Source organism: Pseudosulfitobacter pseudonitzschiae (assembly GCF_002222635.1).
GTDB lineage: Bacteria > Pseudomonadota > Alphaproteobacteria > Rhodobacterales > Rhodobacteraceae > Pseudosulfitobacter > Pseudosulfitobacter pseudonitzschiae_A.
In genome coordinates, this window is the sequence record NZ_CP022415.1 from 924,888 (window position 1) to 948,729 (window position 23,842).

At 59.9% G+C, this 23,842-nt stretch carries 26 protein-coding genes and 1 tRNA gene; 10 read left to right on the forward strand and 17 right to left on the reverse strand.

Annotated features, from left to right (window positions below; translation table 11 throughout):
• Positions 1 to 181 precede the first annotated feature (181 nt).
• Positions 182 to 271: transfer RNA gene (locus SULPSESMR1_RS04400), tRNA-Ser, on the forward strand.
• A gap of 166 nt (positions 272 to 437) precedes the next feature.
• Here SULPSESMR1_RS04400 and SULPSESMR1_RS04405 read toward each other — a convergent pair.
• Positions 438 to 647, reverse strand: a complete 210-nt coding sequence (locus tag SULPSESMR1_RS04405; protein WP_089419723.1) for an aldehyde dehydrogenase family protein — start codon at positions 645 to 647, stop codon at positions 438 to 440.
• Complete coding sequence (locus SULPSESMR1_RS04410) at positions 628 to 954, reverse strand: SDR family oxidoreductase (RefSeq protein WP_089419724.1); 327 nt, start codon at positions 952 to 954, stop codon at positions 628 to 630. The genes SULPSESMR1_RS04405 and SULPSESMR1_RS04410 overlap by 20 nt, the downstream gene beginning before the upstream one ends.
• A 279-nt stretch (positions 955 to 1,233) precedes the next feature.
• Between SULPSESMR1_RS04410 and SULPSESMR1_RS04415 the strand changes: the two genes are divergently transcribed.
• From SULPSESMR1_RS04415 to SULPSESMR1_RS04430, 4 genes are read left to right on the forward strand one after another with little or no spacing between them, the layout of a single operon-like run.
• Complete coding sequence (locus SULPSESMR1_RS04415; protein ID WP_089422144.1) at positions 1,234 to 2,166, forward strand: 3-hydroxyacyl-CoA dehydrogenase NAD-binding domain-containing protein; 933 nt, start codon at positions 1,234 to 1,236, stop codon at positions 2,164 to 2,166.
• Positions 2,159 to 2,848, forward strand: coding sequence for an aspartate/glutamate racemase family protein (locus tag SULPSESMR1_RS04420; protein ID WP_089419725.1), 690 nt, complete (start codon positions 2,159 to 2,161; stop codon positions 2,846 to 2,848). Before SULPSESMR1_RS04415 ends, SULPSESMR1_RS04420 begins: the two co-directional genes overlap by 8 nt.
• Positions 2,845 to 4,230 carry an aspartate aminotransferase family protein gene (locus SULPSESMR1_RS04425; protein ID WP_198362854.1) on the forward strand — a complete coding sequence of 462 codons (1,386 nt, stop codon included), beginning with the start codon at positions 2,845 to 2,847 and terminating at the stop codon, positions 4,228 to 4,230. Before SULPSESMR1_RS04420 ends, SULPSESMR1_RS04425 begins: the two co-directional genes overlap by 4 nt.
• A 52-nt stretch (positions 4,231 to 4,282) precedes the next feature.
• Positions 4,283 to 4,747 carry a DUF3237 domain-containing protein gene (locus SULPSESMR1_RS04430; RefSeq protein ID WP_157728964.1) on the forward strand — a complete coding sequence of 155 codons (465 nt, stop codon included), beginning with the start codon at positions 4,283 to 4,285 and terminating at the stop codon, positions 4,745 to 4,747.
• An 18-nt stretch (positions 4,748 to 4,765) separates the two neighbouring features.
• On the opposite strand, the gene SULPSESMR1_RS04435 is transcribed toward SULPSESMR1_RS04430, so the two are convergent.
• Both SULPSESMR1_RS04435 and SULPSESMR1_RS04440 read right to left on the reverse strand, forming a co-directional pair.
• Positions 4,766 to 6,430, reverse strand: coding sequence for an amidohydrolase (locus tag SULPSESMR1_RS04435; RefSeq protein WP_089419727.1), 1,665 nt, complete (start codon positions 6,428 to 6,430; stop codon positions 4,766 to 4,768).
• Positions 6,431 to 6,433: 3 nt separating this feature from the next.
• The gene (locus SULPSESMR1_RS04440) at positions 6,434 to 7,129 is read right to left on the reverse strand and encodes a TetR/AcrR family transcriptional regulator (RefSeq protein WP_089419728.1); all 696 of its coding nucleotides are present in this window, start codon (positions 7,127 to 7,129) and stop codon (positions 6,434 to 6,436) included.
• Positions 7,130 to 7,237: 108 nt separating this feature from the next.
• On the opposite strand from SULPSESMR1_RS04440, the gene SULPSESMR1_RS04445 reads away from it, so the two are divergent.
• The 5 genes from SULPSESMR1_RS04445 to SULPSESMR1_RS04465 all read left to right on the forward strand — a co-directional run bounded on the left by SULPSESMR1_RS04445 (position 7,238) and on the right by SULPSESMR1_RS04465 (position 12,440).
• Positions 7,238 to 8,317 (forward strand): ABC transporter ATP-binding protein, encoded by a 1,080-nt coding sequence (locus SULPSESMR1_RS04445; RefSeq protein WP_089419729.1) that lies wholly within the window; start codon positions 7,238 to 7,240, stop codon positions 8,315 to 8,317.
• 14 nt (positions 8,318 to 8,331) lie between these two features.
• Complete coding sequence (locus tag SULPSESMR1_RS04450) at positions 8,332 to 9,273, forward strand: ABC transporter permease (RefSeq protein ID WP_089422146.1); 942 nt, start codon at positions 8,332 to 8,334, stop codon at positions 9,271 to 9,273.
• Complete coding sequence (locus tag SULPSESMR1_RS04455; protein WP_089419730.1) at positions 9,266 to 10,075, forward strand: ABC transporter permease; 810 nt, start codon at positions 9,266 to 9,268, stop codon at positions 10,073 to 10,075. Before SULPSESMR1_RS04450 ends, SULPSESMR1_RS04455 begins: the two co-directional genes overlap by 8 nt.
• Before the next feature lie 33 nt (positions 10,076 to 10,108).
• Entirely contained in the window at positions 10,109 to 11,143 is a 1,035-nt protein-coding gene (locus SULPSESMR1_RS04460; protein ID WP_089419731.1) for an extracellular solute-binding protein, read from the forward strand.
• A gap of 70 nt (positions 11,144 to 11,213) precedes the next feature.
• The gene (locus SULPSESMR1_RS04465) at positions 11,214 to 12,440 is read left to right on the forward strand and encodes a serine hydrolase domain-containing protein (protein WP_089419732.1); all 1,227 of its coding nucleotides are present in this window, start codon (positions 11,214 to 11,216) and stop codon (positions 12,438 to 12,440) included.
• A gap of 66 nt (positions 12,441 to 12,506) precedes the next feature.
• On the opposite strand, the gene SULPSESMR1_RS04470 is transcribed toward SULPSESMR1_RS04465, so the two are convergent.
• The 13 genes from SULPSESMR1_RS04470 to SULPSESMR1_RS04525 form a co-directional block, all read right to left on the reverse strand.
• Positions 12,507 to 13,073, reverse strand: coding sequence for a PqiC family protein (locus tag SULPSESMR1_RS04470; RefSeq protein ID WP_240311264.1), 567 nt, complete (start codon positions 13,071 to 13,073; stop codon positions 12,507 to 12,509).
• A gap of 4 nt (positions 13,074 to 13,077) precedes the next feature.
• Positions 13,078 to 15,177, reverse strand: coding sequence for an MlaD family protein (locus SULPSESMR1_RS04475; protein ID WP_089419733.1), 2,100 nt, complete (start codon positions 15,175 to 15,177; stop codon positions 13,078 to 13,080).
• Between the two features lie 3 nt (positions 15,178 to 15,180).
• Entirely contained in the window at positions 15,181 to 15,825 is a 645-nt protein-coding gene (locus SULPSESMR1_RS04480; protein WP_089419734.1) for a paraquat-inducible protein A, read from the reverse strand.
• On the reverse strand, positions 15,795 to 16,448 hold the full coding sequence (locus tag SULPSESMR1_RS04485; protein ID WP_089419735.1) for a paraquat-inducible protein A: 654 nt from the start codon (positions 16,446 to 16,448) through the stop codon (positions 15,795 to 15,797). The genes SULPSESMR1_RS04480 and SULPSESMR1_RS04485 overlap by 31 nt, the downstream gene beginning before the upstream one ends.
• Before the next feature lie 260 nt (positions 16,449 to 16,708).
• Positions 16,709 to 16,810, reverse strand: a complete 102-nt coding sequence (locus SULPSESMR1_RS04490) for a DUF2474 family protein (RefSeq protein WP_089419736.1) — start codon at positions 16,808 to 16,810, stop codon at positions 16,709 to 16,711.
• Positions 16,810 to 17,811 carry a cytochrome d ubiquinol oxidase subunit II gene (gene cydB / locus SULPSESMR1_RS04495; RefSeq protein WP_089419737.1) on the reverse strand — a complete coding sequence of 334 codons (1,002 nt, stop codon included), beginning with the start codon at positions 17,809 to 17,811 and terminating at the stop codon, positions 16,810 to 16,812. Before cydB ends, SULPSESMR1_RS04490 begins: the two co-directional genes overlap by 1 nt.
• The gene (locus tag SULPSESMR1_RS04500) at positions 17,804 to 19,228 is read right to left on the reverse strand and encodes a cytochrome ubiquinol oxidase subunit I (RefSeq protein ID WP_089419738.1); all 1,425 of its coding nucleotides are present in this window, start codon (positions 19,226 to 19,228) and stop codon (positions 17,804 to 17,806) included. The genes cydB and SULPSESMR1_RS04500 overlap by 8 nt, the downstream gene beginning before the upstream one ends.
• A gap of 212 nt (positions 19,229 to 19,440) precedes the next feature.
• Entirely contained in the window at positions 19,441 to 19,599 is a 159-nt protein-coding gene (locus tag SULPSESMR1_RS24910; RefSeq protein ID WP_157728965.1) for a hypothetical protein, read from the reverse strand.
• A gap of 33 nt (positions 19,600 to 19,632) precedes the next feature.
• Entirely contained in the window at positions 19,633 to 19,908 is a 276-nt protein-coding gene (locus tag SULPSESMR1_RS04505; RefSeq protein WP_089419739.1) for a hypothetical protein, read from the reverse strand.
• A 126-nt stretch (positions 19,909 to 20,034) separates the two neighbouring features.
• Positions 20,035 to 20,841 carry a heme ABC transporter ATP-binding protein gene (locus SULPSESMR1_RS04510; protein WP_089419740.1) on the reverse strand — a complete coding sequence of 269 codons (807 nt, stop codon included), beginning with the start codon at positions 20,839 to 20,841 and terminating at the stop codon, positions 20,035 to 20,037.
• The gene (locus tag SULPSESMR1_RS04515) at positions 20,841 to 21,908 is read right to left on the reverse strand and encodes a FecCD family ABC transporter permease (RefSeq protein ID WP_089419741.1); all 1,068 of its coding nucleotides are present in this window, start codon (positions 21,906 to 21,908) and stop codon (positions 20,841 to 20,843) included. The genes SULPSESMR1_RS04510 and SULPSESMR1_RS04515 overlap by 1 nt, the downstream gene beginning before the upstream one ends.
• Positions 21,908 to 22,774, reverse strand: coding sequence for a heme/hemin ABC transporter substrate-binding protein (locus tag SULPSESMR1_RS04520; RefSeq protein WP_240311263.1), 867 nt, complete (start codon positions 22,772 to 22,774; stop codon positions 21,908 to 21,910). The genes SULPSESMR1_RS04515 and SULPSESMR1_RS04520 overlap by 1 nt, the downstream gene beginning before the upstream one ends.
• Positions 22,771 to 23,826 carry a hemin-degrading factor gene (locus SULPSESMR1_RS04525; protein ID WP_089419742.1) on the reverse strand — a complete coding sequence of 352 codons (1,056 nt, stop codon included), beginning with the start codon at positions 23,824 to 23,826 and terminating at the stop codon, positions 22,771 to 22,773. Before SULPSESMR1_RS04525 ends, SULPSESMR1_RS04520 begins: the two co-directional genes overlap by 4 nt.
• Positions 23,827 to 23,842 lie beyond the last annotated feature (16 nt).

Sequence of the window (23,842 nt, forward strand, 5' to 3'; positions counted from 1 at the left end):
TTGGGCCGGTGCGCCGTATCGGCACGCGTGTCAGCCCCTCTGACGGGGGCATTGCGCGCACTCTAGCGCGTGACGCGTCCTGTGAAAAGCGCGGGCAAGGCGGATAGGCAATATTCCCCTCGCAAATTTCTGAAAATCGCGGTTTGCCGAATCGCATAACCCGCACTATTCCACCCCAGTCGGAGGAGTGGCAGAGTGGTCGAATGCACCGGTCTTGAAAACCGACGAGGGTGAAAGTCCTCCGTGGGTTCGAATCCCACCTCCTCCGCCATGGGCATTTAATTATTTATTTTACTCAATAAGTTAAGGCTGTGCGCTCGTCTTCCATCCCCCACTTTCACCCCCAATTCGAGTTTGGGTGATAGGTCTTTGCTTTTGATCGCCAAAGTTCGTAGATGATTGCAATCCATTCCTGCGCACACCGACCCTTCAAAGTTTTAGCGCTTCGGCCGTCTTTCCACGCTCTTGCTTGGTTGATTGGGTGCCTGAGTGTCATCGCCCGCCAGCACATCGCAGCCTTCTTTGGCGGCCGGTGCCACATAGGACATATTGTTTTCAAGCTGGCTGGCCGATGCGACGGGGCCGATCTGCATGTCGTCGTGCAGCGCATGGCCGATTTTGAGCGCGTCAAGCTGAGGTGTCGTCACTGGCAAATGCGTCGTGGATGGCCGATTGCACGATCAGCGTGCCGGTCATGTGTCTTGCGGTGTCGGACGCCAGAAATGCGGTGACGTCGGCCACGTCTTCGGGGGTGCCGACGCGGCCCATCGGGATTTGTGCGCCGTAAGCGGCCAGTTTGGCGGCGCGGTCCGCCCCTGTCAGACCTGCGGCAATCATTGGTGTATCTGTATCGCCCGGACAGACGGCATTGATGCGAATGCCTTCGCCCGCGTGATCCAGCGCCATACAGCGGGTCAGTTGCGCGACGGCGGCCTTGGACACCGCATAGGTCACAGCGCGCGCAGGGCAGCCTCAACGTCCGAGGTTGCACCGGTTATGATTGCACTGCGTGTTTGTGTTGATGCCATATATGTGCTCCCATCTTGCATTAAAGCTAAATTTTTGCGATCGCAAAATTATAGGATCATTGGTCGAGTTGAGGCGAATTAGACCGCGCCTGACAATTCAACACGGATTTTAGTTTTATAATGCAAGTGAATTCCCGCTGAAATTCTTCTTGCCCGTTGGGTTTGAAATGTGCAGAAATGCGATCGCAAACTTAAGAAGGCCGCCATGACATATCCAAAACACTCCCCGCAAATCGCCATTCTCGGCGCCGGATTGATCGGGGCCGCATGGGCGGCACTGTTCCAGCATCATGGCGCGGACGTGCGCGTCTGGGATCCCGCAGCCGAGGCGCTGGCCGCAACCGGTGCGCGGATGAAGGCCCCCTTGGCACAGATGGCCGAAGTGGCCCCTGAGGCGGGGTCGATGGGGTCGTTGACTTTGTGCGATACATTGACCGATGCGGTGAGCGGTGCCGATTTGATTCAGGAAAACGCGCCTGAAAGCATCCCCGTCAAACACGCGCTTTACGCCGAGGTTGAGCCCTTTATGGCGCCGCACGCAATACTGGCCTCCTCTACCTCGGCGCTGACATGGTCCGAGCTGAGCCCCGGTTTGCGAGAACCCGACCATTTGATCACGGCACATCCGTTCAACCCGCCACATCTGGTGCCGCTGGTGGAAATCTACGGCACCGATCAGGCCCGTGTCGAACGGGCCGAGGCGATTTACCGCTTTGCCGGCCGCGTGCCTGTGCGGCTGAAAAAGGACGCGACCGGGCATATTGCCAACCGGCTCGCTTCGGCGCTGTGGCGCGAGGCGGTGTTCATGGTGCAGGAGGGCATCGCAGACGTCGAAGCGATTGATGCTGCTTTGATCAACGGGCCCGGCCTGCGTTGGTCGGTTTTGGGGGCGCATATGGCCTATCATCTCGGTGGGGGGCCGGGCGGGATGGAAGGCTATCTGGCCCACCTTGGCCCCAGTCAGGAACGCCGCTGGGCCGCGCTTGGGGTGCCATCACTCAGTACTGAGGTGCAAGCCGAACTGGTGGCGGGCGTCGCGCGCGAGGCAGCGGGGCGAGATATGTCCGAACTGGAAGCGACCCGCGACAAGGCGCTGATTGCAGCGCTGCGGGCGCGAAAGGACGCGCCCCATGTCTGACGCCAAGCCACCCCGTATCGCGCTGATCCACGCGCTTGAGGAATCCGTGTTGCCGATCCGCGACGCCTTTGTCCGGCTCTGGCCCGAAGCGCTGCGCGCAGATCTGCTGGATGCGTCGCTGTCCGCCGATCTGGCCGCGTCGGGCGGGCTGGACGCGGCGATGATCGACCGGTTTGTCACGCTGGGCCGCTATGCCGCGCGCGGCACCGGCAGCGACGACACCCGCGCCGTGCTGTTCACTTGTTCGGCCTTTGGTCCCGCGATCGAGGCGGTCAAGGCCGACCTTTCCATTCCCGTCATGCGCCCGAATGAGGCCGCTTTCGAGCAAGCGTTGGACATCGGGTCGCGCATCGCACTGGTCGTGACCTTTGGCCCCTCATTGCCTGCCCTGACCCGCGAATTGGAGGAGATGGCTGCCGCGCGCGGGCAAAGCATCAAGATCACCTCCGTTCTGGCCAACGGCGCGCTGACAGCGCTCAAGGCTGGTGACGGCGCAGGTCATGACCACGCCGTGTTGGACGCTTGCAAAAACCTCGGGCCACAGGATGCCGTTGTGCTGGGCCAGTTCAGCCTTGCGCGGGCAGCACAGGCCCTGACGCCGCACCTGAGCTGCCCCGTTATCACAACACCCGAAAGCGCCGTGCGCGCCATGCAACGCATGATCCAAAGGACCACAAAATGAATGACCTGCCCAACCTTTCGCTGACCAAGATGGACCAGATGAGCCTGTTTCATCCGGTCAGTTCGATCCACGATGTTCAGCAGAACGGCCCACAAATCTATACCTCGGCCCAAGGAGTCGAAGTGACTCGCGACACCGGACAGACCCTGCTGGATATGGGGGCGGGACTGTGGTGCGTGAACGTCGGTTATGGCCGCACCGAACTGGTGCAGGCCGGAGCCGAAGCGATGCAACAGCTTAGTTTTCAGCATTTCTTTGGCGGGGCTTCTGCCGAACCGACCATCCGTCTGGCAGATCGTCTGCTGGGTCTGTTTCGCGACACGGTGTCAGGATCGGACATGGCGCGGGTGTTCTTTGGCAACTCGGGATCGGATGCCAATGATACCGCGGTCAAACTGGTCACATATTATAACAACCTGCGCGGCAAGCCCGCCAAGAAAAAGATTATCTCGCGCAAGGGATCGTACCACGGCCTGACGCTGGCGTCGGGCAGTCTGACAGGGATTAACGGGTATCACACCGCATTCGATCTGCCGATGAAGGGCATTTTGCACACCAGTTGCCCCCATTATTTTGCCTTTGGTCAGGACGGCGAGAGCGAGGCGGCCTTTACCGATCGTCTGATCACCGAAGTTGAAGACATGATTGCCAGCGAGGGGGCCGATACGGTCGCCGCTTTTATCGCCGAACCGATCATGGGCACGGGTGGTGTACTGCTGCCGCCCGAAGGCTACTTTGCCAAGCTGCAAGAGGTTCTGGACCGGCACGACATTCTGTTGATCGCGGATGAAGTCATCACCGGCTTTGGCCGTACCGGCCAGTGGTTCGGCTGCGGCACCTATGGCCTGCGCCCCGACATCGTGTCTTTGGCAAAGGGGCTGACCAGCGCCTATTTCCCGATGTCAGCGTCGATCATTTCGAACCGGATGTGGGAAGTCTTTGCCAGTGCATCCGAGAAAATGGGCGCAGTGATGCACGGGTTCACCTACTCCGGCCACCCCGTCGGTGCGGCCATCGCGCTGGCCAATCTTGAGGTTATCGAGACCGAAGGCATGGTGGAAAACTCGGCCAAACTGGGGCCGGTTCTGCTGGACGCATTGCGTGATGCGACCAAGGGCAACGCCCATGTCGGAGACGTGCGCGGCGCCGGTCTGATGGCAGGTGTAGAATTCGCTGGTTTTCCTGCGGGCAGCGCGCCGCACAAGATCGTCGCAAAACACGCCACTGCAGCAGGGGTGCTGACCCGCGCGCTGCCCTTTATGCCTGTCACCTCGTTTTCGCCGCCGTTGTGCGTCACCGAAGCCGAGATTTCCGAGGCCGCAAACCGCTATGCCAAGGCATTGGCAGCGGCAACCCCCGAGCTTGAGGCGCTGGCATCGTGAAAATCGGCATTCTTCAAACCGGATGTGTCCCGCAAGAGTTATCGGAGGCTTCATGAGATGCATTGATCTGGGTGCACGCCGCCCGCTGGGCCAACCTGAACTGGTGTATCGCATGGCGATCCGTGCGGACCTTGGGCCAGCGGAGGAATTTGCTGCCAGCAATGGCACAACACGTGCGATGTTTCCGATCGCGGGGGGCGTGCTGAGGGGGGCAGGGATCGAAGGCGAGATTATCTCGGGAGGTGCCGATTGGGCGCTGGGGCAACCGGACGGATCTTATGCGATCGAGGCGCGCTATCTTATCCGCCTGAGCGACGGCACCGTGGTGGCGATCACCAATGCGGGACTGATGGTGCCGCAAGCAGACGGGGCATTTCTGGGTCGCACCCGCGCGTCGTTCGAGGTGCCCGCAGACGCACATGACTGGCTGGGCAAGGCGGTGTTCTTTGGCACAGCAATGGCCGAGCCGAAGGACGACGATCACGTTTATATCGAATTGTGGGAAGCGGTCATCTGACCGCTTCCTGTATTTTGTTCAGATCTGGTGGGTGATCTGACCGCCACAAATGGTCAGAACAGGCCCCAGCGACGGGATTTTGTGCGGGGCGGTTGTTTCTATATCGCCCCCCAGCAACACCAGATCCGCCATCATGCCGGGGCAAATGCGACCCGTTCGGTTCTCCATGAACGCCGCGTATGCGCCGCGCCATGTGTAGGCTTGCAGTGTTTCGTCCAGAGTCAGACGCTGATCGGGGGTGTCATCGGCCCAGGGTTTGCGGCTTTGGGCTGCATAAATGCCGATCAGCGGCTCGATCGCGACAATCGGCCAGTCGGATGAAAAGCAATAGGGCGCGCCCGCATCGACCAGCGTACGCCACGCATAGGCCAAGGGCCAGCGTGCTTTTCCGATGGCGGAAATGCCCGGCTCCAGTGGCAGGTCCAGAATGCCCGGCGGATGCGGAGGCTGCATTGACGCGATCACCCCCAGCTCGGCAAAGCGCGGAATGTCATCCGGATGGATCACCTCGACGTGTTCGATCCGGTGGCGGCTGTCACGCTTGCCATTGGCCTTTTGCGCCGCCTCATAGCCATCCAGTACGATGCGCACAGCGCCGTCCCCGATGGCATGAACGCTGATTTGCAACCCGCGCCGGTCAATTTCGACAGCCGCTTTGGCAAAGGTGTCTGCGTCAAAGATCGGCTCGCCCTTCCAGCCGGGGCGGTTGGCGTAATCGTCGATCAGCACCGCCGTGCCGCTTTCCAGAACGCCATCGACAAAAACTTTGACGCGTCCGGATTTCAGCATGTCGCTGTGGAAGTCCGCGCGCATCTGGCTGGCGTGATCCAGATCGGATAGCGGCTTTTCCGCAGTCAAGTGGAATGGCACCTCGACGCGACAGGCCATTTCGCCTGCCTGTTCGATCTCATGCAGCAGTTCCAGCAAATAACGGTTGCCGTCCATGTTGTGCACGGCGGTGATGCCCTGTGCCGCGCAATAACGCATACCTTCTTTCAGCACCTCAATGTCGGCGGCGCGTTCTTCGGGGGTGGGGGGCGTGGCCGGCTCAAGTCCCGACATGCCCAGCATTTCCCGCCCGCCCGAGGTGCGCAGGTGCAGAACCGGCATCATGGCGTTCTTTTCCCGCAGCTCGCCCGTGGCCAGCCCGTCCTTGCCCAGAACAACCTCGTTGCCCGCACCTACGTCGCGCCCTTGCAGCAGGTCTGCGGCCTTTAGCGCGGCGGTGTTTGCCCACGCCGTGTGAAAATCAAAGGCCATTACGATCAACGGTCGGTCGGGCAGGATGTCATCAAGCACGTGTCGCGTCATCGGCCCTTTGTCGCCCAGAACATCATAGGGGGTGCCCTGACCGATCAGCAGACCTTCGTCGGGGTTTGCCGTGGCATAGTCCTGAATGGTTTCGGCCAGCGCATCAAAACCTGCCACCGTGGCAAGCTGCATCAAACGCCGCCCGTAGGCACCGCTAAACAGGTGGATGTGAGATTCAACAAAACCCGGCAACAGGCTGCCGTTTTCACCGTCAATGCGAACGGTTTCAGGGCCTGCGAAGCGTTCGACTTCGCGCAGCGTGCCAACCGCCAGAATTTTCCCACTGGCTATGGCAACGGCCTGTGCGCGCGGCGCCGCGGCGTCCATCGTCAGAACCCGTGCATTGTGAATAAGAATCTCGGCAGTGGCCATGTGTCAGCCCTCTTTGGTTTTGAGTACGGGATTGGCAACAAACGCATCGTCAAACAATAGTCTGACCAGCGGACGCAAACGCGCGGACAGGTGCGCATCGTGGGTGTCGAGGTCAAGCGCGTCGTCCTTGATCAGCTCGAAGAATGCGGCGTTCCAGATGTCGAAGATCAGTTCAGCCAGAAAATCGGTGTCGGCGGGGTCTGCGCTTCGCAAAGTGAAGTCATAGCACCCGACAAAGGTTTTAAGCGCGTCCCGCAGATGGGCATCGACGCGTGCATATTCGCGGGCCAGCTCTGTGTTCGGGTGCCGGATGGCCGCCGCTTCGGAGTAGCGCCAGACCCGTTTGCCCGCGATGTTCAGCGTGCCCCGTGACACCGACGACAACGTGTCCGTCAAAATCGTGGCAAAATCGGTGTCGACACGCGGAGTCATCGCCACGTCATGCGCAAAGGCATTGCGCGTTCCTTCGGTGATCAGAGCGATCAGAATGCCGTCTTTGTTGCCGAAATAATTGAACACGGTTGGCGGCGAGACATCTGCCGCGTCCGCGATGTCGGCCATCGTCGTGGCATCAATACCCCGCTCGGTGAACAGGGTTTTTGCATGGCTCAGAATCGCGTCGTGACGAATTGCCTTCTTGCGATCACGCAAGCTGGTCGCGGTCGGATCATGCGGGTCTGGCGGGAGGGGCGTCGTCATTTCTTCAACTTTCTTTAGTCTATAAAATTTTTTATTGACTATAATTATACACGTCAATACGAATTGTCGGAACAGGGAAAAGGGCCCTCGAGGTCTGTGGATAATAATATGATCGAACTAAGGACAGTGTCCAAAATCTATGGTGTTGGCGCGGCTGCGTATCAGGCGCTTCAACAAACCGACTTGCTGATCGGTGAAGGTGAATTCTTTACTCTTCTGGGGCCGTCAGGCTGCGGCAAAACCACGCTTTTGCGTATGATTGCGGGCTTTGAGGCACCAAGCAGCGGCGAGATTATCCTTGATGGCAAGGATATTACCGAACTGCCACCCAGCAAGCGTCCGGTGAACACGGTGTTCCAGAACTATGCGCTGTTTCCCCACATGACTGTGGTGCAAAACATCGCGTTCGGCCTGGAAACGCTGGGCAAGCCGCGCAAGGAAATCAACGCGACTGTCGATAAGATGTTGGCGCTGGTGCAGATGGAGCATTTGCGCGACCGCCGTATCTCTGCGTTGTCGGGCGGCCAGCAGCAACGTGTGGCGCTGGCCCGTGCCTTGGCTCCGCGCCCGCGCATCCTGTTGCTGGACGAGCCGCTTTCGGCGCTGGATCTGAAGCTGCGCAAGGAAATGCAGATCGAATTGAAACGCCTGCAAAACCAGACCGGCATCACCTTTGTGTTCGTGACACATGATCAGGAAGAGGCGCTGACAATGTCGGACCGCATCGCCGTGATCAACGCAGGGACCATTCGCCAGATTGCCAGCCCGCGCGAACTGTACGAAGCGCCTCAAGACCGGTTCGTTGCCGACTTTATCGGCGAAAGCAACTATCTGGACGCCCGCATTGTGACGCAGGTTGGCCAGCCCGATGAGGTGCTGATCGCAGGCAAGCATCTGTTCAAGAATGTGACCTCGCAGGCCGGTCAGGGTGCGTTGTCAGCTATGGTGCGTCCCGAGAAAATCTGTCTGGGCATACCGATCGAAGGGTCGGATTGCATGTGTTTCGAAGGCGTGGTCAGTGACATCGTCTATATTGGCACCGACACACAAGTGCATGTGATGCTGGACGAAGGCTTTGACCTAGTGGCCCGTTTGCAAAACGCAAACCCGTTGCTGACCAAGTTGGGGCAGGGCGATCGCACCCAACTGAGTATTCCGCGCGATGCAGTGCGGTTGGTTCACGGATGAGCGGTCTTGCAAATATGACCGATGCACCGCACACCCTGCGCCGGTTGTCGCGTGCCGAAGCTGGCCAGAAGCGACTGGACCACCGCCGCCGCTGGTTTCTTTCAATCCCCGCGCTGGCCATCATCACCGCACTGTCACTGGTGCCGATGTTGATAGTTCTGGTGTTTTCGTTCCTTGAAAAAGACACCTATGGCGGCGTGGTCTGGAACTTTTCCACGGCCGCATGGGTCGAAGTTTTCGCACAGCGCGATATTTTTGATGGAACGCTCAAACTTGCCGACGCGCATTTTTCGATTTTCTGGCGGTCGATCAAATTGTCGATGATCACCACGGCGCTGACTTTGGCGATCGGGGTGCCCATCGCCTATTTCATTGCGACCCGCTCGCGCAAGGCGCGCAATATCTGGCTGTTTGCGATCACCATTCCGTTCTGGACCAGCCTGCTGATCCGCACGATCGCAATTATGGAAATCATCCGTAAAGACGGTATCCTGAATGCGACCCTGCAAAAAGTCGGCGTGATTGACGCGCCTGTGCAGTTTCTGTTCTCGGATTTTGCGATCGGCCTTGGCATGACCTATGTGTACCTGCCGCTGATGGTGTTGCCGGTCTATGCGTCGGTCGAACGGCTGGACTTCAACCTGCTCGAAGCCTGCTACGACCTGTATGCCAGCCGCTGGACGGCGTTTCGCCGCGTGGTTCTGCCGCTGATCAAACCCGGTGTGATTGCGGGGTCGATCCTCGTTTTTGTACCGTCGCTGGGCGACTACGTGACCCCGCGTATTCTGGGCGGCGGCGGCAATCTGATGATCGGCAACCTGATCGAGCTTCAGTTCGGTCAGGGCCGCAACTGGCCGCTGGGGGCCGCCCTGTCGCTGACACTGATGCTGATGATCGTGGGCATCCTGTTCTACTACGCCTCGGTGACCGGCAAAGAGGAGAGCGACAATGGCTAATTCTCGCGCCCGTTTCGATGTCAGCTATCTGCCGGGTATCACACCAATCGCGTTGGCAGGTGTTCTGTTTCTCTACGCGCCCTTAGCCGTTCTGGTGTTCTATTCTTTCAGCGCAGGCGACGTTCTGGGCCATTGGGAGGGCTTTTCGTGGCGCTGGTATTCCAGTGCGCTGAACAACGACCTGATCCGCGACGCAGCGGGGCGGTCTTTGTTGGTGGCGTTTATCGCGGCCAGTGTCGGCACCGTTGTCGCCACGGCGGCGGGGCTGGCGACCACACGGTCGACCACATTCAAGGCCCGCAAGTGGATTTACCTGATCATCAGCCAACCGCTGATGGTGCCCGAAATCGTGCTGGCTGTGGCGCTGTTGATCCTGTTCGCGTTGATCCGCTCGGCCACGGGCATCAGCGGATTGGGCTATATGATCGCCGCGCACACGACGTTCTGTATTCCCTTTGCTTATATGCCGATCCGCGCGCGGCTTGAGGGGATGAACACCAACATCGAAGCGGCGGCCGCCGATCTTTATGCCGGCCCCTTCGTTATCTTTCGCAGGGTCACGCTGCCACTGCTGCTGCCGGGAATTATCAGCGGCTTCATGCTGGCTTTTGTCATTTCGCTGGATGACGTGGTGATCTCGCAATTCGTGAAATCGGCAGGGCAGGAAACTCTGCCCACGTATATGCTCGGTCAGCTGCGCCGGGGCATTTCGCCGGAAGTCTATGCCGTCTCCAGCATGATGCTGACGCTAAGCGTCGTGCTGGTCACAGGGTTCTTCCTGCTGAGCAACAAACGCGACTAACAAATCCAAAAATGACCAACAGAGGATACGAAAATGACCTACGGAACACTTCTCAAGGCCAGTGTGGCGGCATTGGCACTGACCACCACAACGGCATTGGCCGAAGGTGAATTGAACATCTTTAGCTGGGGCAACTACACGCCGCCATATCTGATTGAAAAGTTCGAGCTGGCCTATGATGTCAAGGTTACGGTCACCGAATATGACAGCAGCGACGCGGCGATGGCCAAGGTTAAGGCGGGTGGTCACGGTTTCGACGTGGTTGTGCCGACGCACAGCTTTGTGCCGCTTTGGATCAGCGAAGGGCTGATTGAGGAATCCCGCCCCGACCAGATGGAGAATTTTGCCAACGTCGACCCGCAGTGGGTGGATGTCGACTGGGATCCGGGCCGTCGCTATACCGTGCCGTACCAATGGGGCACCACCGGTATTCTGGTTCACACCGGCACCTATGATGGCGACATCAACACCTCGTCGGTCATCTTTGACACGCCCGGCGCGCTCAAGGGGCAGATCAATGTTGTCCCCGAAATGCAGGACGTGATGAACATTGCCATTTTCTATTATGGTGGCGAACAATGCACCGAGGATCTGGACCTGCTGCGCAAGGTGCGCGACGGCATGACACAAGCCAAGAAAGACTGGATCGGCATTGATTATCCGGCCTTCGAGAAGTTCATCAACGAAGACATCCTCGGGTCGATCTTCTGGAATGGTGCATCTATGCGCATCCGCACCGACAATGACAAATTCGCCTATGGCTATCCCAAAGAGGGCTATCCGGTCTGGCAGGATGTGGTTGCGGTTCTGGCCGATGCGCGCAACCCCGAGAATGCGCGTCTGTACCAGAACTTTATCATGGCCCCTGAAAACGCAGCGTTGATTTCGAATTTTGCCCGCTACTCCAACGGTATTCTCGGTTCGGAAGAGTTCATGGACCCTGATCTGATTGGTGCACCCGAGTTGGTCATACCCGACGATCTGGTTTCGGCGGGACATTTCACCAAGCTGTGCGCGCCTGAAACGCAGGAACTCTATACCCGTATTTGGACTGAAATACAAAAGTAACCCCGATCCGATCATTGGTCGGCTCCGACGGGAACCGGCCAGTATATTCCCAGAAAATCAAGGTGAAGAGATGACACATAAATCAAGTTTTGCCACCGCCGCAGCCCTTGGCGTTGCCGTCGGACTGGCGGGCGCTGCCACGGCCGAAGAGAACACCAATCGCTGGCTGACGCCCACGATGATCACAGCGCGCGCGCATATGTTTTCGCCGCAACTGAATTTCATGACGTTTCAACACATGGACCAGATGTTCGCCACGCGCACCGTCGCTGCGGGCGACAAAACATGGGAGTTGCCAGAGAAACCTGTGTCGCTCGAGGGTGCCTATACGATTCTGGGCGAGACATTGGATCTGGAAGGGGCGCTGGAAAAAACCAGCACCAACGCACTTCTTGTCATCAAGGACGGCGCGATCGTTTTCGAAAGATACCGCAACGGCAGCGGGCAGAACACGCAGTTTCTGACCTTTTCGGTGGCGAAATCCTATACCTCGACGTTGATCGGTCTGGCGCTGAATGACGGTCTGATTGACGATCTTGACGATCTGGTCACCAAATATCTGCCCGAGATGGTCGATAGCGGATATGACGGCGCCACGATCCGAGATCTGCTGCGGATGCGATCGGGTGTCGCGTGGGAAGAGCGCTATGAATTCGGAAGCGAAACCCAACTGACCAAGGTGCACGACAACGCGCTGGTCGCCTATCGCTATCGCTGGTGCGATTACGCAGCCAACGAGTCGGAAAAGGGGGCATCGGCGCCCGACGAAAAGTTCAACTATGCAACGTTGGACACCAGCGTTCTGGGCTGCATCGTTGAACGTGTGACCGGCCGTAACGGCGCGGATTATATGTCTGAAAAACTGTGGCAGCCGCTTGGAACGCAAAGCGATGCCTACTGGATCATGGACGGACCGGAAGACGTAGGCCGCGAGTTTTATGGCGCGGGTCTGGCTGTGACAGCGCGTGACCACGCGCGATTTGGCCTGATGTTCCTGAATGGCGGCATAGCCAACGGCACACAGGTTTTGCCCGAAGACTGGGTGACCGAGGCCACAGTGCCCGACGAAGGCTATGAGCCGACCGAGCCCGGCTCACCTGTGGGCTATCAGTACCAATGGTGGACCGAGACCGGCACGGATGTTTATATGGCGCTGGGGCTTCACCACCAGTTCATTCGCGTTGATCCGACCAACAACACGGTCATTGTCAAGATCAGCTATACGGCAGAACCGGTCGGCCGCGATCAAGAAAACGCGGAACTGTTCGGTCAGATCACCGCGCGGCTGACGCAATAAGCAATAACGGGATGGGGTGCACGCTGCCCCATCCCGAAGGTGCGTCACCGCCCCGCCCTGACCCGATCAAAGGCCGCCCTGTGCGATTGTTTCGGCCAGTTTGGACACGGCCCGTCCACGTGCGGCGGCGATTGCAGCTGCTTCGGTCGGCTTGCCCACAATTGGTTCTTCGATGGCAAAGGCTCCTGCGGTGGCGCGCCCATCTGCTTCGGGGGCAATGAAAAACTGACCTGACAGCCGGAAAGTGCCCTCGGCAGTGGCCAGCAATTCTTCGATGCGCACGTCCACCTTGGCGGCGGGAAAGGCGCGGAAGGGCCACGGATCAGGCGCAACGGTCACACCGGTGATCGCCCCCAGATCGCGCGCCAGTTGCAAGGTGATCGAACGGGAGGGCAGATCGGCCCAAAGTGTCCCTGTCGGAGAGATCGCGCCATCGGCGGCGCGGAAATAGATGTCTTCGGCGGCGGCGTAGCTGGGCAGGGTGACTTCGGTCACCTCAAGGCTGGAATAGCGTGATGCGATGCGGGTTTCCGGTGCGGTCTGGGGGGCCGCAACCCGCACTTCAGATGCGCAAGCCGCCAACAGTGTCACAAAGCAAAGCGCAGAGATTTTGCCAGTTTTGATCGTCATCATAGTATTACCGTCCCAGAATAAGCGAGTTTGGATTGCGTTCGATGGCACGCGCCAGTCGTTCGATGGCCGAGGCAGCCGCCTCGATCTGGCGCAGCGCCGCACTGGTTTCGCGCGAGAATGCTGATTCGCGTCCGTAGTTGCTGAGAGTGGCGCCAGCCTGATTGGCCACGTTGCGCAGCTGTGTTGCAATGTCCGGCAGCAGTTTGGTGGCCTCTTCCACCGCCGAGGCCGCATCACGTGTGGAGGCAAGTGTGGCGTTGGCACTGTCCACAAGACCGCCCTCGCGCAACTCTTCCAGCGTCAGGGTCAACTGCTCTAGCGCGTCGTTCAGTTCTTGCGGCAGGGCGCGGGTCGAGGGTTGGTTGACCAGTGCATCCGCCGATGCCAGCAGGGCTGACGTGCGGTCTGCCAGCGTCTTCAGTGACACTTCGCCCGCGTCATCCAGAATGGCGCTGGCCTGATCTACGATTTCGGGCAGACTGTTGGCCGCTGTCTCGACGCTGGCGATGGCGCCGATCAACTGGTCGACCACGCCTTCGCGCTCGATCTTGGTGACGATTGTGTTCAGCTTGGCCGAAATCTGTTCAAGGTCTTTCAACACGCCCGCGACCTGACCCGGCATTGCCTGAACATCGTCACTTTCTACCACACCGCGTGTCGCAGTCAGGATGCCGCGCAGTTCTTCGGGGGCCTCTTGCAGCGCTTGCGAACCGACAAGAGCCGTGGCGTTGTCAAGGAAGCTGATGGCCGATTGCATGACCTCTTCGACGGGCAGATCGTTGACCCGTTGCAGCACGCCCTGCGCCGAGGTCGCGACATCGGTGATGGCCGCCTCGGTCGTGGGCACGATGGGATAGGGGTCAGCCGTCCGGTCAAGTGTGCCTTCGGGTGCATCTGCCACGTCGATCAGACGGATTTTCAATGAGCCTGTGAGCAATGAGGCATTGGTCAGCTGCCCGCGCATCCCCCCCTCGACGCGCCGTGCGAGGAAGTCAAACAACTCGGCGCTTCCCGCGTCTTCACCCAGCCCGATCCGGCTGGGGTTGATGTGCATCGTGGTCAGCAGCCGCACGTTGTCGTCGCCAAAGCGTTCCGTATCAACCAGCCCCGTAAGTGACACCACTTCGCCCACGCGCAGCCCGCCCATTTCGACCGGTGCCCCGGAACTGAGGCCGGGCAGGTTTTCTTCAAAGATCATCGTCAGTGGCACACTTGCGCTTTCGCCGTCGCCGTCGACAAGGAAATCGTTGCGCGCGGCTTCTTCGCTGGCGAACAGTTCAAAGACCGCGTTTTCCGACAGTCCCTTGCCGCCCGAGCCCATGGTCTCGAAGGTGATCCCACCCGAGATAAGCGAGGCGAAGCTGTCAAAGTTCAGCTGCGCACCGGCCGTGCCCAGCGTGAAGGAAAAGCCTGACACATCCCAAAAGCGCGTCCCGCTGGAAACCAGCGTGGTATAGGGTTCATAGATCACAGCCGAGGCCGTCACCCCTGTCCCGTCGGCGTTGATCTCGGCAGTGGCGACCTGACCCACCTGCAACCCTTTGTACAGGATGGGCGTGTCTGCCGTGGGCAGGCTGTCGGCCGAGCGCAGGGTGAATGTGATGCCTTCGTTGTCCATGCCCAGCAGCGGTTCTGTTGAAAGACCCTTGAATTCGGTTTGAAACCCGCCGGGTGTGCCATCCCATGACCCTTGGATATAAACACCCGACAGCACCGTATCGAGGCCCGTCACTCCCTGTGCCGTGACCTCGGGGCGCACGACCCAGAACACCGATTCCGCGTCCACAAAATCGGTCATCTCCTTGGCAATGCGAACGCCGACACGCACCTGTTTCAGGTCGTCGCTGAATCCCACCGTTTCGACCAAGCCCACGCGGATGTCGCGATACCGCAATTCGGTTTCGCCCGCCTTGACGCCCGCGGCATTCTCGAAGCTGATGGCGATCAGCGGACCCTGACTGTTGTAATTGTTCCACGCAGCCCCCAGCGCGACAACCAGCGCCATGACAGGGATCAGCCAGATCAACGAAATCCGTTCCCAGAAGGCGGGTTTGCCCTCATGGATGGGAACGGTGTCGGGGGTCTGTGGGGTCGGGTCGGACATGGATCAGGGGGTCTTTCGGGGTTGGTTGCGGCGCATGGCGTCCCAAATCAGTCGGGGATCAAAAGCTTGGGCTGAGAGCATGGTGCAAATGACAGACAATGCAAAGGTCATCGCCGCTGGGCCCGGACGGATCGAGGCTACGACAGATAGCTGAACAAGAGACGACAGGATCGCCACCACGAAGACGTCGATCATCGACCAGCGCCCGATGAATTCGACGATCTCGTACATATGTGTCCGCGCGCGCGGCGTCACTTGGGTGCCACGCTGTGCCGTGATGGCCAGAAAAGCGATGGCCAGAAATTTGCCCACTGGTATCAGAACACTTGCGATCAGGATGATTGCCGCCACACCATAGCTGCCGTGACGGGCAAGGTCGACCGCGCCGCCGACAATGGTGTTTTCGGTGTGCGAGACCAGCGTGTTGGTCTTGAGCATCGGATAGATATTGGCAGGAATATAGGCGATCAGCCCCGCAATCCACCACGCCCAGACCTTTTGCAGGCTCTTGGTGTCGCGCGAAACAAGGCGGCTGCCACAACGCTCGCAGCGCGCCTGACCCATCGGCCAGACCCGCGCGCAGCGGCGGCAGGCCACAAGGCCTGCTTCGCGCGCCGTCAGTCTTCTTCCAACTCGAGCGATTTCCATACAGACCACGTACACAAGTAGTTATCGTTAATAAGAACAAGGATGACCAAAACGGCAAACATCCAGAACGCGGGGCCAAAGCCGATATGCGCAAGAGATTGAACCTTGACCAGCGCCACGGCGCAGCCGATGGCAAAAATTTCGGCCATAGCCCAGGGTTTGAGTTCCTGCGACCAGCGAAATGCGCGTCGGGCATGGGGCAGGGCGGGGCGGTCGCGCACGACGGGCACCAGCACATAGAGGATCAGTACGGTGCGCAACAGCGGCACAAAGATGATCGCAGACGCCACCAGAAATGACAGAAAGACCATGTAACCCGACCGAAAGCTTGACGCCGCATCAAGGATCGAGGTCGAATTTCCAAAGCCGCTGGCATTGATGTCGAGAAACGGAAAAAACAGGGCCGCTACCACAAGGATCATCACCGACAGTGTCAGCGCGATCATCTTTTTGCCCGCCTTTCGGCGCGGGGCAATCAGGACCGTGTGGCAAAAGGTGCAGATCGCCCGCCCGCCATGTTGCGGCATCTGCGCCAGATAAAGCGCATCGCAATGCGGGCAGGCAATCAAATCCTCGATCGCCGCAGCAGCGGGCGCGGTCTGTGCAATTGTGTCAGTCGACATGGCCGGTTGGGCACTCCAAATTCGGGGCACATGCTCTGACACTTTTATCGGGCGGGCAAGAGCATCAGCTTGCTCAATATTATAGCGCGGTTGGTGCGCTCTGACAGGCCTTCTGTGTTCGCAATCCGGTGATTGGGGGTGGTTCGGCGTGTTTTACCCAGTCGAAACTAGCAAATTGATCCGTTTCAGGCGCAACTGCCGGATGCGGTTCTGACCATCGGTCGTACCGCTAGCGGATAGAAGTTTGCGTAAAAGTGCGGCTAGATCACCGACCGTATCAGCATCGCCACCACCGTCAGCGCCGCGACGCTGGCCAGCCAGATGACGATAAACCATGCGATGCGACGCAGGCGGGGCGGCATCAGTGATAGCCTTCGTCGGGATCGACCTTGCCGCGGAACACCCAATAGGCATAGGCGGTATAGATCAGGATCAGCGGCACCAGAACCACAGTGCCCACCAGTGCGAACCACAGGCTGGAATCGGGGGCTGCCGCTTCTGCGATTGTCAGGTTGGGGGGGACGATGTTGGGGTAAAAGCTGATGCCGATACCGACAAAGCACAGTACGAACAGCCCCAGCGCGGCCAGAAACGGTTGCACATCCTTTGCATCGCGCAGACCGGTGAACAGCGCCCATGCGCAAGCCAGAAGGGCTGCGGGCACAATCACGCTGAACAGCACGCCCGGCATGTCGAACCAGCGGTGGAAATACTCGACGTCCTGAAAGGGGGTCAGCAGGCTGGCCAGCCCGATAAAGCCCAGCGTGGCCGCCGCCAACGGTTTGGCATAGCCGCGCATTTGCACTTGCAGGTCGCCAATGGTTTTCATGTTCAGCCAGCACGCGCCCAGCAACGCATAGCCCACCACAACCGCCGCGCCAGTCAGCAGCGAGAACATGGTCAGCCAGTCCCACCATGCGCCGGAATAGGCGCGGCCTTCGACTTCGATGCCTTGAACCAATGCGCCCAATGCGATGCCCTGTGTGAACGCGGCGACAATCGAGCCGCCAAAGAAGGCGTGATCCCAGATGTGTTTCCACCGCTCGCCACGCCAGCGGTATTCAAACGCCACACCGCGAAAGATCAGCGCCAGCAGCATCAGGATGATCGGCATGTAAAGGGCTGGCATCACGATCGCATAGGCCAGCGGAAACACCGCAAACAGCCCGCCACCGCCCAGCACCAGCCATGTTTCGTTGCCGTCCCAGATCGGGGCGATCGAATTCATCATGGTTGCGCGGTCCCGTTCCGACCGCGCGAAGGGAAACAGGATACCAACTCCAAGGTCAAAGCCGTCGAGGATGACATAGACCAATACCGCAAAGGCGATGATGCCCGCCCAGATGAAAGACAGCTCAAACATTGGTTTCGTCCTTCTGTGTCTCTATTTCGTCGTCCGCCTGTTGCGAGGGCGTAAGGCCTGCGGTGCGGATCGGGCCGCTTTGCAGGTCGTGGTTCACCACATTGACGCCCTTGTTCATCATCGCCAGCAGGTACAATGTGCCCGCTCCGAAGATGAAGAAATAGACCATGATAAAGGCCACCAGAGAAGTCGCGACCGCAGGCGCGTCGACAGGTGACAGACTGTCGGAGGTGCGCAGAAGCCCGTAAACGGTAAAGGGTTGGCGGCCGACTTCGGTGGTGATCCAGCCCGCCAGCACGGCCACAAAGCCCGCAGGCCCCATTGCGACCGCTGCGCGGTGCAGCCACGGCGCGTCATAAAGACGCCCGCGCACCCGCCGCCACAGGCTCCATATGCCCAGTCCCAACATGGCAAAGCCCAAGGCGACCATCACGCGAAAGCTCCAGAACACGATCCACACGGGCGGTTCGTCCTCGTCCGGGATTGTATCCAGACCATCCAGCGGTGCGTTCAGGTCGTGTTTCAGGATCAGGCTGGAAAGTTTTGGGATTTCAACGGCGTAATCAATGCGCTTTTCCGCAGCATTGGGAATGCCGAACAGGATCAGCGGTGCGCCTTCGGGGTGGCTGTCATAGTGGCCTTCCATCGCCATCACCTTGGCTGGCTGGTGTTCCAGCGTGTTCAGCCCGTGGGCGTCACCTGCAAAGATTTGCAAGGGTGCAACCAGTGTCAGCATCCACATCGCCATCGAGAACATGCGCCGTGCGGCTTTGTCCTGACGGTCGCGCAGCAGATGCAGGGCACCCGTGGCCCCCACAACCAGCGCCGTGGTCAGAAATGCCGCCAGCACCATATGCACCAGGCGATAGGGGAACGAGGGGTTAAAGACGATTTGCCACCAGTCCTCGGGCACGAATTGCCCCAGATCGTTCATGGCAAAGCCTGCGGGTGTCTGCATCCACGAGTTCACAGACAAAATCCATGTGGCCGAAATCAGCGTGCCAAAGGCCACCATACCGGTTGCGAGCATATGCAGGCTGTTGCCCACCCGTTTGCGGCCAAACAGCATGATGCCCAGAAAACCCGCTTCGAGGAAGAATGCCGAGAGCACCTCATAGGCCATAAGCGGCCCCAGCACCGGCCCGGTCTTGTCCGAGAACACCGCCCAGTTGGTGCCGAACTGATAGGACATGACGATTCCCGAGACGACGCCCATGCCGAATGCCACGGCAAAGATTTTTTTCCAGTAGTCGAACAGATGCAGATAGGTCCGGTCTCTGGTGCGCAGCCACAGGCCGTTCAGCACCGCCAGATAGCTGGCCAGTCCAATCGAAAAGGCCGGAAAAATGATATGGAACGAAACCGTGAATGCAAATTGCATCCGCGCAAGCGTTTCGGCTGTCAGTCCATCAAACATGGGTCTGCCCTACTGTTTTGCTGTGCCGTCAGGCGTTAACCTAGGGTTTCAGCCCGCAGTGGTAAAGAAAATGCGACATCTGTGCCGCAGGGGTGCGGCATGCGGTCCCTGTGCGGGAATGCGCAGGGGGGGGCGGGCAGGGTCGATTTCGCTTCAATTACCTAGTCGGTGACACCCGTGCCGGTAAATCCGCATTGTTCTACCATTTTTAGTCAGGCGGCGGTGAACCCGTCCAGATAGACGTGAAGGAACACCTTGCCATCCACGACCACATCGAACTGCGCGTTTGCACGCATCGCGCGCAGCACCCATTGGCTTTGCGCGTGCTCAAAGCCATCTTCGTTCACATATCCCGTAACGACGCCGTCCATCACGTCCTCGTTGTCGAAGCGGATATAGGCGCCTTACCTGTCCTGTAGCACGGTGTTGTGCCCTCTGGGGACGTGTTCATGGACAAAGACGCCGGGAAACACGGCGGGCGGACCCGCATCGCCGTTGCTGGCTGAGATGACCACACTTGGCTCTCCGTCACCGCCGGTGACCGCGCCGCATGTCCGGCGCAGATCCTCGCCGGTGTCGGCTTCTTCCATGATCACGCGCCACGATCCGTATTCCCAAAATCCCTCGGCAAGGGCGGGCGCTGCGATCAAGCTGAGCAGGCCAAAAATCAACAGCTTCAAATGCGTTTCTCCAAACGGGCCGCATGGCCACGCTGACAGCGAAGTGTGAATAAATCTTTGCCATAATCCGGTTTCAACCGGCTTGCGTATCCGGATGCCACGCGCGGCGCGCCACCATCAGACCCTTTATGCAGACCGCTTTGTCGGTGCCGCATCTGCACCGCCAGCCGATTGGGGCAACATGAACCAGCCGCCGTCGGTGGGCGCACTGCTGGTGCGGATGTCGCAGCCATAGGCGAGCGACACCTGCGCGTCGGTCAGTACCTCGGTGGGGGTGCCGTGGCCGATGATCCGCCCGCCCTGCATCAGCACGACCTGATGGGCGAACATCGCGCTCAGGTTCAGATCGTGCATCACTGCCACCACGCCGCCGCCCGCTCGGGCGAAATCGCGGGCGATGTGCATTACGGTCAGTTGGTGGCCGATATCAAGGCTGGATACAGGTTCGTCCAGAAACAGCCAGCGCGGGGTGCCGTCGACCACGGGCCGCCAGACCTGACACAGTACGCGGGCCAGTTGCACCCGCTGCTGCTCGCCGCCCGAAAGCTCTTGGTAAAAGCGGTTGGCATAGCCGTCCAGCCCGACACGCGCTAAAGCAGTCAGCGCCAGATGATCGGCGGTTTCGATGCCGCCACGCAGGCCCAGACGGACAACTTCGACAGCTTGAAAGGGAAAGGCCAGCGGCGTCGCCTGTGGCAGCACCGCGCGCTGGGCGGCCAGATCATAGGGCTTGGCCGTGGCGATGTCGGTGTCGCCCAGCGTGATGGTACCCTTGTAGCCCGCCTCGCCGGTCAGCGCGCGCATCAGCGTGGTTTTACCCGACCCGTTGGGGCCGACGATGGCAGTCAGAGTGCCTGCCTGCGCGGTCAGGGTCAGCCCGTGCAGCACGTTTTGGGCACCATAGCTTACAAAGATGTCTTTCGCGTGCAGCATCACATGTCCACCAATCCGCGTTTGCGCAGCAATATCCACAAGAAAACCGGCGATCCCAGCAGGGCGGTCAGAATGCCGATGGGCAGTTCCGCAGGGGCCACAACCACCCGCGCCACCATATCCGCCACCAACAGCAGTGAAGCGCCCAAAAGGCCCGCGTTGACCAGCAATCCGCGATGGTCCGGCCCCGTGGCCAGCCGCAGCAGATGCGGCACCACGATGCCGATAAAACCGATCCCGCCCGAAATGGCGACGGCGGTGCCGGTTGCCGCCGAGACAGCCAGAATGGCCACCGCCTTGGTCCGTTCGACCGGAACACCCATGTGGTGCGCCGCAGCCTCGCCCAAGGCCAACGCGTTCAGCCCGCGCCCCAAGGTGCAGGCCAAGGCGACGGACACCAGTATCACGGGCCCCGCAACGCTCAGCTTCAGCCATGATGCACCCGCGAGCGAGCCGAGCGACCAAAAGGTCAACTCGCGCAGTTGCATGTCATTGGCCAGAAAAATCAGCACACCGGAGAAGGCGGCGAACAGTGCGCCCAAAGCGATCCCTGCCAGCAGCATTGTCGCCACCGACGTGCGCCCCGCGCGGGTCGAGACGCGGTACAGCAGCAACATCGACCCCCACGCGCCCAGAAATGCCGCCACCGGCAACAGCCCCGCACCCAGCGTGGTTTGCACCACTGCAGGCAGGGCTGCACCCAGAACGATGATCGTCACTGCCCCCAAAGACGCGCCGGAAGTGACACCCAGAATACCCGGATCGGCCAGTGGATTGCGAAACAATCCTTGCATCACAGCGCCCGACACCGCCAGCGCACTGCCCACGCAGATCCCCATGACCAGACGTGGCGCGCGAATGTCCCACAGGACCACCCGTTCGGTCAGGGTCAGGGCCTCGCCTTGTGCCAGCTTCATCAAAGCTCCCCAAAGCGATGTGCCGGACGCGCCCACCGCAAGGCTGGCCAGCGACACCAGCACCAGAAGCGCGCCCAGCCAGATGTGGGCGCGCCGCGCAGTGTTGCGCCTGTCAACAAAGGGCAGGGCGGCGGTGTCGCTGGCCATCATCAGCTTTGCTCCTGCAACACGTCATGCAGTGCCTGTGCCGCTTTCGGTGTGCGTGGACCAAAGCCCAGCAGCAACAGCCCGTCCATTTTGACCAGCGCGCCGGTTTGGGCGGCAGGTGTGGTGGACATTTCGGGCATCGTGAACAGCGTTTCGGCGGTGCTGGAATGATCGCCCTCGCGGTCCATCATCAGCACCACGTCGGGGGCCGCTGTCGAAATCGCCTCGGCGGTCAGTTGGCGGTATCCTTCGAACTGGTCGATGGCGTTGATCCCGCCCGCAAGCGTGATGATCCCATCCGCCGCAGTGTTTGTCCCCGATGCCATGATGCGCCCGCCTTGGGTGCTGAGAACAAATAGAACCCGTTTCGGCGCGTCAGTATCGTTGGCAACCTGTGCCGCCACATCATCCAGCTCGGCGCGCACCTGATCGGCCAGCGTCTGTGCCTTGTCAGGCACCCCCAGCGCGTCACCGATGGCCGTGATCTTGGTCAGGATCCCTTCGGCAGAGTAGGGGGCGGGCACCACCACCAACGGCAGGGCCGCAGCTTCCAGCACCGATATGGTTTCGGGTGGGCCGGCACCCGGTTCGGTCAGGATCAGCGTGGGCTGAACGCTCAGCACGCCTTCGGCGGCCAAGGCGCGCATATAGCCGATATCTGGCAAATCCTGCGCGGCGGGCGGATGAAGAGAAGTGCTGTCACGCGCCACCAACCGGTCAGCTTCACCCAAGGCAAAGACGATTTCGGTGGTCGCTCCGCCGATGGTCACGATGCGGCTGGTATCATAGGCTTGGGCCAGTGCCGCCAGCGGCAGCGCACAGGCCACCGCTGTTTTTGCCAGCCCTTGCATCAGGGTTCTGCGTTTCATTTCGCTGCCTCCAACTCCAGCGCGGGCAGGTTGTCCACGATGTCACGCCATGCGGGGCGGCTGTCATAGTCTTCTTTACGCACGCCAAAGACCTGAAGGATCAATGCGCCATCCGCGTCGAAGGCTTCAACCGATACGGCCTTGCCGCGCTGGGTGGGTTTGTCGACCGCATAAACTTCTGCAACGTGATCCAGACGCAGGTGCAAGTTGAATCCCGGGTCCAGCACATTCTGCCATGGACCCATCGGTTTCAACTGTTCGATGGGTCCGGTGTGGATCTGGATGCAGCCACGGTTGCCGACAAAGACCATCACCTGAATGCCCGCCGCCTGAACATTGTTCAGCATCCGGTCAATCGCCGACGTCGCCAGAGGACGCACGAAGGGGGCACCAACGATGCGGTAGGCGCCCAAGCGGTTCATCCGCAGCTTTGACGTCAGGCGCATGAATTGGTGGGTGTCGGTCATCTTGGACCATTCCGATTGCAGCACCTCCAGCTTTTCGGGGTTGGGTTTGGCGGCTTCGGGGGGGGTGCGCTCGTCCAGTTTCAGATGGGTTGGCTGATCGGGCAGGGCGGCCGATGCTTTGGCGGCGTCCCAGTCGGAAATGTGGTTGTCGTCGCGCAGGAAAATCTTGTGAACCGCGTCACCCGCTGCGTCAAACACTTGCAGACTGCGACGCAGCCCCGTGTCGGTTTCTTTTTCCACCATAAACGCATGACGCCAGTGCGCAGGGAACATGCGCAGGTCAATCTTGTCATTCAGCACCATCGCGGCATGTGCGCCGGATTGGTAGTTGGCATAGCTGCCGACCTTTTCGTTCACGCAAGAGATATTGCGCGTCAGCGCCATAACTTCGCCCAACTGGCTGGCAATCTGCATGATGTTGTCGGGATGTGGCGCGATGTGGGTGACGCCCTGTCCTGTGTGTGCGGCGATCAGCTGTGCCTCGGTGATGCCCAGTTTGTCGGCAAGATCGCGTTCACGCAGATTGGCGTGCTCTATTCGTGCGGCACGGATGGTATCTGCGGATGGTATGGTGGTCTGGCCCATGATGTCCCTCGGGGTT

Bases quoted from the DNA above. Each gene is read 5' to 3' on its own strand.
- SULPSESMR1_RS04415 (WP_089422144.1), top strand. From the start codon at position 1,234: ATGACATATCCAAAACACTCCCCGCAAATCGCCATTCTCGGCGCCGGA.
- SULPSESMR1_RS04420 (WP_089419725.1), top strand. From the start codon at position 2,159: ATGTCTGACGCCAAGCCACCCCGTATCGCGCTGATCCACGCGCTTGAG.
- SULPSESMR1_RS04425 (WP_198362854.1), top strand. From the start codon at position 2,845: ATGAATGACCTGCCCAACCTTTCGCTGACCAAGATGGACCAGATGAGC.
- SULPSESMR1_RS04430 (WP_157728964.1), top strand. From the start codon at position 4,283: ATGAGATGCATTGATCTGGGTGCACGCCGCCCGCTGGGCCAACCTGAA.
- SULPSESMR1_RS04435 (WP_089419727.1), bottom strand. From the start codon at position 6,430: ATGGCCACTGCCGAGATTCTTATTCACAATGCACGGGTTCTGACGATG.
- SULPSESMR1_RS04440 (WP_089419728.1), bottom strand. From the start codon at position 7,129: ATGACGACGCCCCTCCCGCCAGACCCGCATGATCCGACCGCGACCAGC.
- SULPSESMR1_RS04445 (WP_089419729.1), top strand. From the start codon at position 7,238: ATGATCGAACTAAGGACAGTGTCCAAAATCTATGGTGTTGGCGCGGCT.
- SULPSESMR1_RS04450 (WP_089422146.1), top strand. From the start codon at position 8,332: ATGACCGATGCACCGCACACCCTGCGCCGGTTGTCGCGTGCCGAAGCT.
- SULPSESMR1_RS04455 (WP_089419730.1), top strand. From the start codon at position 9,266: ATGGCTAATTCTCGCGCCCGTTTCGATGTCAGCTATCTGCCGGGTATC.
- SULPSESMR1_RS04460 (WP_089419731.1), top strand. From the start codon at position 10,109: ATGACCTACGGAACACTTCTCAAGGCCAGTGTGGCGGCATTGGCACTG.
- SULPSESMR1_RS04465 (WP_089419732.1), top strand. From the start codon at position 11,214: ATGACACATAAATCAAGTTTTGCCACCGCCGCAGCCCTTGGCGTTGCC.
- SULPSESMR1_RS04470 (WP_240311264.1), bottom strand. From the start codon at position 13,073: ATGATGACGATCAAAACTGGCAAAATCTCTGCGCTTTGCTTTGTGACA.
- SULPSESMR1_RS04475 (WP_089419733.1), bottom strand. From the start codon at position 15,177: ATGTCCGACCCGACCCCACAGACCCCCGACACCGTTCCCATCCATGAG.
- SULPSESMR1_RS04480 (WP_089419734.1), bottom strand. From the start codon at position 15,825: ATGGAAATCGCTCGAGTTGGAAGAAGACTGACGGCGCGCGAAGCAGGC.
- SULPSESMR1_RS04485 (WP_089419735.1), bottom strand. From the start codon at position 16,448: ATGTCGACTGACACAATTGCACAGACCGCGCCCGCTGCTGCGGCGATC.
- SULPSESMR1_RS04490 (WP_089419736.1), bottom strand. From the start codon at position 16,810: ATGCCGCCCCGCCTGCGTCGCATCGCATGGTTTATCGTCATCTGGCTG.
- cydB (WP_089419737.1), bottom strand. From the start codon at position 17,811: ATGTTTGAGCTGTCTTTCATCTGGGCGGGCATCATCGCCTTTGCGGTA.
- SULPSESMR1_RS04500 (WP_089419738.1), bottom strand. From the start codon at position 19,228: ATGTTTGATGGACTGACAGCCGAAACGCTTGCGCGGATGCAATTTGCA.
- SULPSESMR1_RS24910 (WP_157728965.1), bottom strand. From the start codon at position 19,599: ATGGACGGCGTCGTTACGGGATATGTGAACGAAGATGGCTTTGAGCAC.
- SULPSESMR1_RS04510 (WP_089419740.1), bottom strand. From the start codon at position 20,841: ATGCTGCACGCGAAAGACATCTTTGTAAGCTATGGTGCCCAAAACGTG.
- SULPSESMR1_RS04515 (WP_089419741.1), bottom strand. From the start codon at position 21,908: ATGATGGCCAGCGACACCGCCGCCCTGCCCTTTGTTGACAGGCGCAAC.
- SULPSESMR1_RS04520 (WP_240311263.1), bottom strand. From the start codon at position 22,774: ATGAAACGCAGAACCCTGATGCAAGGGCTGGCAAAAACAGCGGTGGCC.
- SULPSESMR1_RS04525 (WP_089419742.1), bottom strand. From the start codon at position 23,826: ATGGGCCAGACCACCATACCATCCGCAGATACCATCCGTGCCGCACGA.